This is a genomic window from Streptococcus canis, assembly GCF_900636575.1.
In the GTDB taxonomy this organism is placed as follows: domain Bacteria; phylum Bacillota; class Bacilli; order Lactobacillales; family Streptococcaceae; genus Streptococcus; species Streptococcus canis.
This window is the reverse complement of the sequence record NZ_LR134293.1, coordinates 314,784-327,397: the sequence shown is the minus strand read 5'-3', so window position 1 is coordinate 327,397 and position 12,614 is coordinate 314,784. Positions and strand designations below refer to the sequence as shown.

9 protein-coding genes are annotated in these 12,614 nt (G+C 42.4%); 7 read left to right on the top strand and 2 right to left on the bottom strand.

The genetic code is table 11. From position 1 onward, the window contains the following. Position 1 precedes the first annotated feature (1 nt). A complete protein-coding gene (locus tag EL097_RS01620; protein WP_003046380.1) occupies positions 2-838 on the top strand; it encodes an endonuclease/exonuclease/phosphatase family protein in 837 nt (278 codons plus the stop codon). A 448-nt stretch (positions 839-1,286) separates the two neighbouring features. Here the strand turns inward: EL097_RS01620 and EL097_RS01615 are convergent, their stop codons facing one another. Together EL097_RS01615 and nrdI are read right to left on the bottom strand one after the other, a co-directional pair. Then, positions 1,287-2,324, bottom strand: a complete 1,038-nt coding sequence (locus EL097_RS01615; protein WP_003046383.1) for a M42 family metallopeptidase — start codon at positions 2,322-2,324, stop codon at positions 1,287-1,289. Positions 2,325-2,653: 329 nt separating this feature from the next. Then, a complete protein-coding gene (gene nrdI / locus EL097_RS01610) occupies positions 2,654-3,115 on the bottom strand; it encodes a class Ib ribonucleoside-diphosphate reductase assembly flavoprotein NrdI (RefSeq protein ID WP_129544914.1) in 462 nt (153 codons plus the stop codon). Positions 3,116-3,592: 477 nt separating this feature from the next. Between nrdI and EL097_RS01605 the strand changes: the two genes are divergently transcribed. The 6 genes from EL097_RS01605 to EL097_RS01580 all read left to right on the top strand — a co-directional run bounded on the left by EL097_RS01605 (position 3,593) and on the right by EL097_RS01580 (position 12,594). Further along, the gene (locus EL097_RS01605; RefSeq protein ID WP_003046390.1) at positions 3,593-5,122 is read left to right on the top strand and encodes a helix-turn-helix domain-containing protein; all 1,530 of its coding nucleotides are present in this window, start codon (positions 3,593-3,595) and stop codon (positions 5,120-5,122) included. A gap of 191 nt (positions 5,123-5,313) precedes the next feature. Continuing rightward, positions 5,314-6,624: an M-like protein SCM gene (gene scm / locus EL097_RS01600; RefSeq protein WP_129544913.1), complete on the top strand. Its 1,311-nt coding sequence runs from the start codon at positions 5,314-5,316 to the stop codon at positions 6,622-6,624. 302 nt (positions 6,625-6,926) lie between these two features. Next, entirely contained in the window at positions 6,927-9,146 is a 2,220-nt protein-coding gene (locus tag EL097_RS01595) for a RelA/SpoT family protein (protein ID WP_003046395.1), read from the top strand. 13 nt (positions 9,147-9,159) lie between these two features. Beyond that, on the top strand, positions 9,160-9,603 hold the full coding sequence (dtd, locus tag EL097_RS01590) for a D-aminoacyl-tRNA deacylase (protein WP_003046397.1): 444 nt from the start codon (positions 9,160-9,162) through the stop codon (positions 9,601-9,603). 384 nt (positions 9,604-9,987) lie between these two features. After that, on the top strand, positions 9,988-10,836 hold the full coding sequence (locus EL097_RS01585; protein ID WP_129544912.1) for a helix-turn-helix domain-containing protein: 849 nt from the start codon (positions 9,988-9,990) through the stop codon (positions 10,834-10,836). Between the two features lie 624 nt (positions 10,837-11,460). Next, complete coding sequence (locus tag EL097_RS01580; RefSeq protein WP_003046402.1) at positions 11,461-12,594, top strand: ABC transporter ATP-binding protein; 1,134 nt, start codon at positions 11,461-11,463, stop codon at positions 12,592-12,594. Positions 12,595-12,614 lie beyond the last annotated feature (20 nt).

The following is a 12,614-nucleotide window of genomic DNA, read 5'->3' as shown; positions in this document are numbered from 1 at the left end:
AATGACCAAGCTGTTAACGCTTAACACCCATTCGTGGATGGAAGCCAATACCCTCAAAAAATTGGTTGACTTGGCCGAGCATATCCTAGCAGAAAAATACGATGTCATTTGCTTGCAAGAAATCAATCAATTAATTGAGAGCGAGCTGGCCATGGAGTTACCGAGCTATCAAGCCATAGAGGGGACACCAGCTATCCACAAAGATCACTTTGCTCTACTCTTGATCCATTACTTGAACAAACGAGGACAACATTATCACTGGTCTTGGGCCTACAATCATATTGGCTATGACATTTACCATGAGGGTGTTGCCATTTTAGCCAAACAACCTATTGAAACCTCCGCTATTTTGGTCTCAGCCATGGACGATGAAAGAGACTACCACACCAGACGCTCACTCGTCGCCAAAACCAAGTTAGCTGGCAAGGAGGTAGCCATTGTGAATGTGCACCTGTCTTGGTTTGACAAGGGGTTTCTGGGTGAGTGGGAGAAATTAGAAAAAGAACTGCTTTCCCTGAATTGCCCTCTAATTATAATGGGAGATTTTAACAATCCAACGGATCAAGACGGTTATCAGGTGATTATGGATAGCCCGCTAGACTTACAAGATAGCCATAAGGTGGCTAAGCATGTGTTTGGTGATCACAGTATCGTGGCTGATATTGATGGCTGGGAAGATAATCAAGAAGCCTTTAAGGTGGACCATGTGTTTACGAGCAAGGACTTCATTATCAAGACATCTAACATTACCTTTGAGGGCGGAGACGCGCCAGTTGTGAGTGATCATTACGGTTTAGAAGTGGCATTAGACTGGGGCAAGGGCACTGAGCCCCCTTAAAGTTTTTCAAACAGCCTGTCAGGCTCCCTGCCATTTTTCCAGAGTGAGCAGAAAGGTTAATACTAACAAAATAAAATAAGAGGGGCTGAGCAAAAAGCCTAATATAAACAAAACCGCATGAAATCAACCTTTGTCAACGAAAGATTTCATGCGGTTTCTTGTTTTGAAAATGTGAAAAAATCAATGAGATGTAGACGTCTTGCCCAGCCCCTCTTTATATGCTAGTTTGGACATCTACTAAGATACATTTTTCAGCCTCTTCTAAACTGAGAGTGGTGGTTAGTGATTTTTCAGGAATGAGTTTTAGCTAGCTTTGCTGCTTCCACCGACGTCTGAGACTTTCCTCGCCAAATTACAAGGACATTTCTCTGCTAGCCTACAGCCTGACGGTTTCTTCAAATAGTAGGCGTAGAGTTTTTCCTGACATAGGTCTGAGATGGTTTTACGACTAATCAATCATGGTGCTTTTTAAGTAAGCATCTACTAATCGTTCAGTTGCTTCGATAGAGTCTGTATGGGTGCGTTCATAGGAGTGACTTGATTCGATACCAGCCCCAAGAAGCGCGTGACGGACTTCAGCTCCTGCCCGCATAGCAGCAGAAGCATCACTACCGTAATAAGGGTAAATGTCTAGCTGATAAGGGATCTGATGGTCTTGGCAAAGGGCTACCAAATGCTGACGCAGCTCATAATGGTAAGGGCCAGAGCCGTCTTTGACACAGATAGAAACAGTGTATTCATCTGTTGCTTGGTCGTCTCCCATAGCCCCCATGTCAACCGCCAAATACTCGACCACTTGCGCTGGTAAACTGGAGTTAGCACCGTGGCCAACTTCTTCAAAGGCAGAGAAATAAAAATGGGTGGTGTATGGCAATTCAACCTGCTCTTCTTTGTAAAGTTTTAAGAGCTCCATAAGAATAGCTGCGCTGACCTTGTCATCAAGGTGACGAGACTTGATAAATCCTGACTCAGTTACGATGACACGTGGGTCAAAAGAGATAAAATCACCAACCTCGATGCCAAGTGCCCGTGTCTCGTCAGCCGTTGTGACTTTTTCGTCCAGACGAACTTCCATATTAGCCTGATTGCGTTCAGCGCTGCCTGCGTCTTTGTAAACATGGACAGAAGTTTGGTGCAGTAAAATGGTTCCAGAAATCTCCTTGCCAGACTTGGCAAGGTGCACCGTGCAGTTTTCTCCCTCGATAGAATTGTAGACAAAGCCACCCACCAAATCCATTTTCAAGCGGCCGTCAGGTTTGATGGCACGAACCATAGCCCCGAGGGTATCTAAGTGAGCCGTCACCACCCGGTGTTTGTCATCGTTTGTCCCTTTGACAGACACCATGATGCCCCCCTTGTTGGTACGGACAGGCTCATAGCCAAATTGGCTGAGCTCATCATGCACATAGTCCATGATGTTTCGCGTAAAGCCTGTTGGAGAAGGGATATTAGCTAGTTTAGTCAGGTAATCTACAGTTGTTTTCATAAGCACTCCATTCTATGGAAAAATCCATTGTCATGCTTCCATTATAGCATTTTTGATAGCAGAAGGGCAGAGCGCAACTGACTATCACCAAGTCCACCTGTCCATGTGTAGCTTGAGCAAAGACATAATCCTTTTCCAAGGGGAGACCACGTTCTAAATAAATGGGAATATCCAGACGGTTCACCTGTTCCAAAAGAAGAACAGTAATTTGAAGCCGATAGTAGTGACAACCTTGCCTTGAACCAGTGTAAGGGCAAGACCATCTAGCTTGGAATAGCTAAGCGCAGCCAACAGAAGCAAACTTATCACCAATACGAGGAAGGGTATCTTTAAGCCAAGGGGTTAAAAATAGCCCTTCTAGTCAGAATAATTTCTGCTAAGCACTCAATATCATCGTTTGTGCCCCGCAATTCAAAATCACCAAGCATTGGAAAGCCAAAGCGCTCAGCATATTGTTTAGCAGTCAGGCAATACTGATTGTTAAAATTCTTATTTCCTGAGCCAATAATCCCCATGCAATGTTTATAATTGTCATAGGCAGCAATGAAGTCTCCAAGAGGATTCGTCAAAATTTCCACTTCCCCAGAGTCAATCCCATTTCCCCCTTCTAAATAAGTGGGCAAGATAGCCACAAAGGTATCCTTGACAGGGAAAGTCTCGTGTTTCAGGTCTTTGATGTTAATCTGCTTGACCTGAAGATTGTGGTGCTCTTCGAAATAAAGGGAAAGACGTTTCACAAAACTAAGGGTGTTGCCGCTAAGGCTGATAAAAACAATGGTTAAGTCTGACATAAAAACTCCTATCTAAACGATCAGTCATTACTACCAAGATTAGCACAAGACCCAGAAACAAACAAGTGATAACCTTCTCAAATGGTTTAAATCGTTTCCTAATAGAATAAGACAATTGGTGCTTAGGTTAGGTGTCCAAAGTCCCTAATGCTATTTCAAAATAAATCAAAATAAGCAAAAAAAAAGAAAATATGATTAATTAAACAATTGGAAATAACCTAAATTATTAAAAAAGATAGAGAAAAAGCTAAAATCAGTCTACTTGAAGAAATAGTTCGGTTCACTTTTTGTGTTTGGATAGGAAAAGTGGCATTTAAGGGTCTAGTTGTCAGACTTGTCAGCCAGACCATCAGTTAAGATACTAGATTCTTGCAGAATAAGTATGTTATAATTTAGTCGTTTTGCAACAAAGTTGGTGACTGCAACAGTCGCTATACGATGTATTGAAATTACTTATAAGAAGGACATGAAACTGATATGATGCATGCTAGTAAACTTTTTACCAAGCAGCAATGGAGAGAGCTTGAGTTAATTGCCCACTTAACAGAACACCCGGAGAGAATGGGTTACAAGGACAGGGAACTGTGCAAAGTACTGGATAGCACCCTGTCAACCTTACAAGCCTGCGTTGCTAATTTACAATTTATGGAATCCCTCGGTCGGATTACCTACAAAGATAGCTATTTAAGCATTGATTATAATGACCATTGTGGCCTGCAGGAGGTTTATCAAAGGGCGCTGAGAGAGTCACAGTCCCTGCAGCTGTTAGCCACCCTATTTTTTAAGGAATTTGATTCTTTAGAAGATTTGGCAGAAGCCTTATTTATTAGCTTATCCACTTTAAAACGCTTGATTGAACGTACCAATAGCTACCTTCAAAAAGAATTTGTCATTAAGATTTCGACACGGCCAGTAATGGTAGTCGGTGACGAACGCCAGATCCGTCTATTCTACCTCAAATATTTTTCAGAAGCCTATGCCATTTCGGAATGGCCTTTTGCAGATGTGATCAATCAAAACAATCTGGAGCGCCTGATTGAATTGATGGTCAAACAAACAGATGTGCTTGTCAACTTTGGCTTATTTCAACATTTGAAAATACTAAGTGGAGTGAATCTGGTTCGTTTTCAAAAGGGCTTTACGGTTAACCGCAAAGATAAGGGCTTAGAGCCTCTCTTTATGAAGGCGCTAGAGGATTCCTTGGAAATGAAAGACCTTTCCTCCCTTTTTGTCCTCAAATACAATCGTCCCTTAGATGTCAAGGCGCTCTCTGAAATCTTTTCAAATTACATGAGTAAGGAATTAGAGCTAGGAGCCTCTTTGCAATCAACCATTAAAGAAAAAAACAAGACCCTATCACCTAGAAATATAGTCTCTTGGATTTCGTTATTAGACAATTTGGAAAAAACAATCGGACTAAGCATGTCTAATAAATATGAACTAGCTAGGCACCTTCAGGCAACTGTCGTCTTAGGAGAAGAAGACATCAGTGCCAACTTTTTAATCTATGATTATAAAAGAGAGTACCTTAGTTATTTTGATAAGCATTACAAATTGATCTATGAGACCTTCATTGGTTCTGTCAAGGAACTTTTTGCCTTAGCTGGAGAAGAGCTGAGCGACAAAATGATCAGTCACTTATTATACTGTCTCTTTATTACTTGGGAAAACCTTTTTTTAAAAATCAGTCATTCCAGGCGTAAGTTGAAACTTCTTGTCATTGAGAGGTCGTACAATAACGTTGGGAATTTTTTAAAAGCCTATTTCGTAGAGTTTTTTGACATCGTGAATTTTGCCGAATTAGAAACCACAACCATTGATTTAACAGCTTTAGAGAAAGACTATGATGTCATCGTGACAGATGTTATCCTTGAACGCAGTTTTCAAACAGAGATATTATTCTTTAATCAGATGATTCCTAGTGTGGTTGCCGATAAACTCAACGCTTTTCTAAGACTAAAAATAGGTGAAGACAAGCTTTTTAGCAAGATCAACATCACCATCTAAAATGAGATAACGATAAGGGCCTTGTGAAGGTTAAGTAGTACAAAAAATTAGAATTTTATTCTATAAATAGTTTATATCAAAAAAAGTGGCCTTTCCTTTAGGGTCATTATTATCTATAATGGTTTTGTTAGGGATAGTCTGTAACGAGGCTCCTCTAAATAAATCTAGGCAAAGGAAAATAAGGAGAAGAAATGACTAGAAAAAATACAATTAAGAAGCTTAGCGTTGGAACAGCATCACTGCTTGCCGCGACAACTGTTCTAGGAGCAGCTACCACAACAACTGTAAAGGCAGAAAGTAATAGGGCTGATAGGGCAAGAATGGAAGTCTTATTAAAGTATGTGCCGTATGTTTCTTCTAATTACTGGTACCAGGAAGTACTTAAAAATGATGCACTGCGAGAAGAAGTGCAACGTTTAGAAGATTTAGTTGAATCAGAAGTAAAAGATTACAATGCTCTACTCGACAAGAAAGAATCCGTTGAAAAGCAGCTTAAGAGCACAGAGGACAGCTTAGAAGTAACTGAAAAAGCTAACAAAGGTCTTACTAAAGAAAGAGATCTTTTAACAGATTTTTTAGAAACCACCAAAAAAGCTCTTGAAGATAGCCAAAAAGAAGTTCAAGCTAACCTTGACGCTTTGAACCATAAGAACGAGCAAATTGCCAGCTTAGTCGGTGAAAGAGATAGCTTGTCAGCACAACTATCTGCTAGCCAAGAGCGTAACGCTGAGTTGGAGCGTAACCTTGAAAGCTACGACCGCTTGATTGAGTCTGCAAAATTTGAAATGCAACAAAAACTAGCAGAAATTGAGCGCTTGACAGCTGAAAATGCAGACGCAAAAGATCAAATCGAGAAACTTCAAGCAGAAGTGTCAACACTTCGTGATCAAGTAGCAAGCCTAGACCGCTTGGTTGAATCAGCTAAGTATGACCTAGCTCAAAAACAAGCTGAAATCGATACCCTTACAAAACAAAAAGCAGAGGCAGAGCAAGCTCTTGCCGCAGAGCAAGCTAAAGTAGCTGAGCTTGAAAAACAACTTGAAGCATCAAACGCTAAAGTAGCTGAGCTTGAAAAACAAAAAGCAGAAGCAGAAGCTAAGATTGCTGTTCTTGAAAAAGACCTTGAAACAGCTCAAGCTGAAAACGCTAAGTACAAAGAACAATTAGCTAAACAAGCTGAAGAGCTTGAAGCAGCTAAGAAAGCAAAAGCAGAGGCAGAAGCTAAGATTGAAGAACTCAAAGGCATGCTTGACAAGAAAGCTCAAGACAACGCAAGTCTTCAAGCAGAGATTAACCGCTTGAAACAAGGTATTTCTGACAAGATGAAGTCAATGCCAGGTCAAGGCACTGCTAAAGCAAACATGTCATCTACTGACGCTAAGAAAGATAGCCACCAATTACCATCAACAGGTGAAGCTGCCAACCCATTCTTCACAGCAGCAGCTATGTCTGTCATGGCATCTGCTGGAGTTCTTGCACTTAAACGCAAAGAAGAAAACTAAACAAACATTCCTATTCCCAAAACAAACTAGCTCTCACCAGCTAGTTTGTTTTTTCTATTTCTCAATGTGACAGGCTATCTTTAGCCCCCAAGCTGACAAAACGTAACGATTTCGCCAATTAAACATGCAAGCTATTTTTGGCTTTTTTAAAAGAAAACCTTGCTGATTTGAGGTGAACAATAGTTAGCCGTCTCCTTTCTTGAAAAAACGCTGATTCTAACCGCTTTCTTGAAGGATTCCTCCTTTTGCTTTTGGGGTGAAAGTGTTAAAATAGGGAAAAGAAATTCTAGACGAGGAAACGAATGGCGAAAGAAATTAATGTAACAGGAGAAGAAGTGGTTGCCTTAGCAGCTAAGTACATGAATGACACCGATGTGGCTTTCGTGAAAAAAGCATTAGACTATGCAACAGCTGCTCATTTTTATCAAGTCAGGAAGTCAGGAGAGCCTTATATTGTGCATCCTATCCAAGTGGCGGGGATTTTAGCAGATTTGCATCTGGACGCTGTGACGGTTGCCTGTGGTTTTTTGCATGATGTGGTAGAAGATACTGATACTACCTTAGACAATATTGAAGCTGACTTTGGCAAGGACGCTCGCGATATTGTCGATGGTGTGACCAAGCTTGGGAAGGTGGAATACAAGTCCCACGAAGAACAATTGGCAGAAAACCACCGCAAAATGTTGATGGCCATGTCCAAAGATATTCGCGTGATTTTGGTGAAACTGGCAGACCGTCTGCATAATATGCGAACCCTCAAACATTTGCGCAAGGACAAGCAGGAGCGCATTTCGCGTGAAACCATGGAGATTTACGCTCCCTTGGCTCATCGTTTGGGGATTAGCCGCATCAAATGGGAGTTGGAAGACCTGTCTTTCCGGTACCTGAATGAAACCGAATTCTACAAAATTTCCCATATGATGAAGGAAAAGCGTCGTGAGCGCGAAGCCTTGGTTGATGACATTGTGACCAAAATCAAGTCTTATACGACTGAGCAAGGCTTATTTGGCGATGTTTATGGTCGTCCAAAGCACATTTATTCCATTTACCGGAAAATGCGGGACAAGAAAAAACGGTTTGACCAAATTTTCGACTTGATTGCAATTCGTTGTGTCATGGAAACGCAAAGCGATGTCTATGCCATGGTTGGTTATATTCACGAGTTGTGGCGTCCAATGCCGGGTCGTTTTAAAGACTATATTGCTGCGCCTAAAGCCAATGGTTACCAGTCAATCCATACCACTGTTTATGGTCCTAAAGGCCCAATTGAGATTCAAATCCGAACCAAGGAAATGCACCAAGTGGCTGAGTACGGGGTAGCTGCTCACTGGGCCTATAAAAAAGGTATTCGCGGTAAGGTCAATCAGGCTGAACAAAAAGTTGGCATGAATTGGATCAAAGAGTTGGTGGAGCTGCAAGATGCTTCAAATGGCGATGCGATGGACTTTGTGGACTCTGTTAAGGAAGACATCTTCTCCGAACGCATTTACGTCTTTACCCCGACAGGGGCTGTTCAAGAATTGCCTAAAGACTCAGGCCCCATTGATTTTGCCTATGCGATCCACACCCAAGTCGGGGAAAAAGCAACAGGTGCCAAGGTGAATGGCCGTATGGTTCCCCTAACAGCCAAATTAAAAACAGGAGATGTGGTGGAAATCGTGACCAATCCCAACTCCTTTGGCCCAAGTCGTGACTGGATTAAGTTGGTGAAAACCAATAAAGCCCGTAATAGGATTCGTCAGTTCTTTAAAAACCAAGACAAGGAACTATCGGTGAATAAGGGACGAGACCTGCTGGTTTCTTACTTCCAAGAGCAGGGCTACGTTGCCAATAAATACCTTGATAAGAAGCGCATCGAAGCTATTCTTCCAAAGGTCAGTGTGAAAAGTGAAGAGTCTCTCTATGCGGCTGTTGGCTTTGGTGACATTAGTCCCGTCAGCGTTTTTAATAAATTAACTGAAAAAGAACGCCGCGAAGAGGAAAGAGCCAAGGCTAAGGCAGAAGCAGAAGAATTGGTCAACGGCGGCGAGATTAAGCACGAAAACAGAGATGTTCTCAAGGTTCGCAGTGAAAATGGGGTCATTATCCAAGGAGCATCAGGACTTTTGATGCGGATTGCCAAATGTTGTAATCCTGTACCGGGCGACTCGATTGAAGGGTACATTACCAAGGGGCGTGGCATTGCCATTCACCGTGCAGACTGTAATAACATCAAGAGCCAAGACGGTTACCAAGAACGACTCATCGAAGTGGAATGGGATTTGGAAAATTCCAGCAAGGACTATCAGGCAGAAATTGATATTTATGGGCTCAATCGTAGCGGCCTACTCAACGATGTGCTCCAGATTTTGTCCAATTCCACCAAGAGCATTTCAACGGTTAATGCCCAGCCAACCAAGGACATGAAATTTGCCAATATTCATGTCAGTTTTGGCATTCCCAACCTCACGCATCTAACCACAGTGGTTGAAAAAATCAAGGCTGTGCCAGATGTTTACAGTGTCAAACGAACCAACGGTTAATAAAGGAGACAGCATGAAAATTGTGATACAACGGGTCAAGGAAGCTTCGGTTTCCATTGATGGGAAAATTGCTGGCGCTATCACTCAAGGCTTGTTGCTGCTAGTAGGTGTTGGACCAGATGATCAGGCAGAAGACATTAGCTACGCTGTGCGAAAAATTAGCAACATGCGCATTTTTTCAGATGCCAATGACAAGATGAATTTGTCTATCCAAGACATCAAGGGCAGTATCTTATCGGTGTCCCAATTTACCCTCTATGCCGATACCAAAAAAGGAAATCGTCCTGCCTTTACAGGGGCTGCAAAGCCAGAGATGGCTAGCCAGTTTTATGATAGCTTCAACGAGCAGTTAGCACAGGTTGTGCCTGTGGAGCGTGGTGTTTTTGGCGCTGATATGCAGGTCAGTCTGATCAATGATGGCCCAGTTACCATTATCTTAGATACTCACAATCGCTGAGCCGTGTCCAAGTGACGTGTCCGCTCGTTGCTGACATGAGAGGAAGGAGACGACAGCTCCTCTGACAACAAAGACGAGGTTTGGAGTGTGTTTGCCTAAGGTGATTAGTAGGTCAGCAATTTGTTCTAATCTATTCATTAAGAAGAAAGGGTTGACGACTGCGTCAGCTCAGATTGAAGAAAAAGTCCAGTTAAGACAATTTTTCTTCAATCTTTTTTTAGCTCCTCTAAAAAGAAAAATTCCTGAAACACGATAACATAAGTGTTTTAAGAGTTGGTTGACGACTGCGTCAGCTTTTTTCTGTTGTTCTGTTTGAAAAAACCAAGGCAAATGAACTGTCCTATGGTATAATTTGTCTAAAGAAACTTGTCAAAAGGGGGAATTATGAGGCTGAAAGACTATTTTCCAGACATACAGCTAGGTGCTTTTCCTTTGACTGATCCTGATTGGATTAGCATTGAAGAGGGAGACCACTATGTGCATTTCCCTAAGGCCAGCTTGTCAGAGAGAGAGCGTCTCTTGCTAGGCTTGGGGCTGGGTGACTATCCTGAGGCGACTCCGTTGATGTCACCTTGGTACTATTATTTGGTGGACCGTCAAGGGAATCCGCCTGAGCTGTTTAAAGATTGTCAGTTGATTTACCTCAACCACCACCAGCCCTTGTCAGCTGATTTGATAGACCTTCTGAAAAGTATGATTGATGGGGTGGAAGTGATTTTGCCAATTCATCAGACTAGAACCGCTTTTTTGTGCGGGCAAGATTGTTCGACTGAGGTCTTGCAGTTGCTCAAGGACGTGGTGCCAACTATTGAGAGTGATTTTGGCTTAGCATTGACCATTTTTGTAGGAAAGGCTTGGCACCAGCTGGTAGCTAGTAGCTTACGGGATTGTTTTGAGGAGGAAAATCAGTTATTGACCGCTTATTTGAGTCAGAAGTCAGGTGGCAGGTTGCTTACTTTTTCAGAAGTGATGCTCTGGTCCCTCTTGTCTCAGCAGTCTTTCCCAGCCTTAACACGCCAGTTTCACCACTTGCTGACCCAGCAAAAGGACATGGCAGATGTGGTTCAAGCCCTCTGGTTGGAACATGGCAACCTGGTTCAGACAGCACAGAGGCTCTATATTCACCGCAATTCCTTGCAGTATAAGCTTGATAAATTTGCTCAGCAATCTGGATTACACCTCAAGCAGTTAGATGATTTGGCCGTTGCTTATCTTTTTCTGTTGAAATATTAGGGAAGTCATTTGGCTTCCTTAGACTGAAGAAAAGGTCTGCTTTCGTCAACGTTATTATTTTTGATGATACTTGACTTAGGTAGCACGGACGGTAGCAACTCCCTACGGGATGTCATCCCTAGATCTTGAGCCTAAGCTTTAAAATCTCCGAACGCCAGAAACGTCATATTTCTGGTGTTTTTGCTACGGTGTAAAGTACCCAGTTTGGGCTCGCTTTACTTGCCTATGACGAATCCAATGCAAAAAGTGATCCTATTTTGTGATGACATTGTAGACAACTTCTCTTAGGGGTACTTTGTCTACAATCTGGGGAGCCACAGGCTTTCTTGTTTGATTGGTTTTGAGCTAATGCGTCATGGGTGTCTTGGACTAGCCTGACTGGCAAGCTAAAGGGCGCTGCTCTTTGTTAACACTTTGCCTTTTTCTGCTTCCAGATAATCTTTTCTGCCCCTTTCTTAGCTTAGCTTGCTCTGCTATTGTGCAACTTGCCCAAAGAAGTTTGGTCGCTTTGCCTCTATTTTGAAAGCGCTATCTTTGTTATAATGGCATCATCAAATAAAAGATGTCAGCGGTTTCTAGCCTTGCAGTCAGCTAGAACACCTGCTGACTAAATAGGAGTTACACATGGTTGAATTAAATCTAAATCACATCTATAAAAAATACCCAAACACTACACATTATGCCGTTGAGGATTTTGACTTGGACATCAAAGATAAAGAATTTATCGTCTTTGTTGGCCCATCAGGCTGTGGTAAGTCAACAACTCTGCGTATGATTGCTGGTCTTGAAGACATTTCTGAAGGGGAATTGAAAATTGATGGCGAAGTGGTGAATGACAAGTCTCCTAAAGACCGTGACATTGCCATGGTATTCCAAAACTACGCCCTTTACCCACACATGACCGTGTATGACAACATGGCTTTCGGTCTTAAACTACGTAAATATAAAAAAGATGATATTGACCGTCGTGTAAAAGAAGCTGCGGAAATTCTTGGTTTGACAGAGTTTTTAGAGCGTAAACCTGCTGACCTTTCTGGTGGTCAACGCCAACGTGTGGCCATGGGACGTGCCATTGTCCGTGATGCTAAAGTATTCTTGATGGACGAGCCTTTGTCAAACTTGGACGCGAAACTGCGTGTCTCCATGCGTGCTGAAATCGCTAAAATTCACCGTCGTATCGGCTCAACGACCATTTACGTTACCCATGACCAAACCGAAGCCATGACTTTGGCAGACCGTATCGTTATCATGAGTGCTACTAAAAACCCGCAAGGAAATGGGACTATCGGTAAAATTGAACAAGTGGGATCGCCGCAAGAATTGTATAACCTTCCAGCTAATAAATTCGTTGCCGGTTTTATCGGAAGCCCTGCTATGAACTTCTTTGAAGTGGAAGTAAAAGACGGCCGTATTGTGAGTGAGGATGGCCTTGACATTGCCATTCCAGAAGGGCAAGCTAAAATGCTTGAAGCTGCTGGTTACAAAGGCAAAAAAGTCATTTTTGGAATTCGTCCAGAAGACATTTCAAGTAACCAAATCGTGCATGATACTTATCCAAATGCCAATGTGACTGCAGAAGTCTTGGTATCTGAGTTGCTTGGTTCTGAAACCATGCTTTACGTTAAACTCGGTCAAACCGAATTTGCCTCTCGCGTGGATGCGCGTGATTTCCACAGCCCAGGGGAACAAGTCAGCTTGACCTTCAACGTGGCTAAAGGACATTTCTTTGACACAGAGACTGAACAAGCTATTCGTTAAATAGACCTCCTAGAATATAA

Coding starts and splice junctions, on each gene's coding strand:
- EL097_RS01620 (WP_003046380.1), top strand. CDS start 2: ATGACCAAGCTGTTAACGCTTAACACCCATTCGTGGATGGAAGCCAAT.
- EL097_RS01615 (WP_003046383.1), bottom strand. CDS start 2,324: ATGAAAACAACTGTAGATTACCTGACTAAACTAGCTAATATCCCTTCT.
- nrdI (WP_129544914.1), bottom strand. CDS start 3,115: ATGTCAGACTTAACCATTGTTTTTATCAGCCTTAGCGGCAACACCCTT.
- EL097_RS01605 (WP_003046390.1), top strand. CDS start 3,593: ATGATGCATGCTAGTAAACTTTTTACCAAGCAGCAATGGAGAGAGCTT.
- scm (WP_129544913.1), top strand. CDS start 5,314: ATGACTAGAAAAAATACAATTAAGAAGCTTAGCGTTGGAACAGCATCA.
- EL097_RS01595 (WP_003046395.1), top strand. CDS start 6,927: ATGGCGAAAGAAATTAATGTAACAGGAGAAGAAGTGGTTGCCTTAGCA.
- dtd (WP_003046397.1), top strand. CDS start 9,160: ATGAAAATTGTGATACAACGGGTCAAGGAAGCTTCGGTTTCCATTGAT.
- EL097_RS01585 (WP_129544912.1), top strand. CDS start 9,988: ATGAGGCTGAAAGACTATTTTCCAGACATACAGCTAGGTGCTTTTCCT.
- EL097_RS01580 (WP_003046402.1), top strand. CDS start 11,461: ATGGTTGAATTAAATCTAAATCACATCTATAAAAAATACCCAAACACT.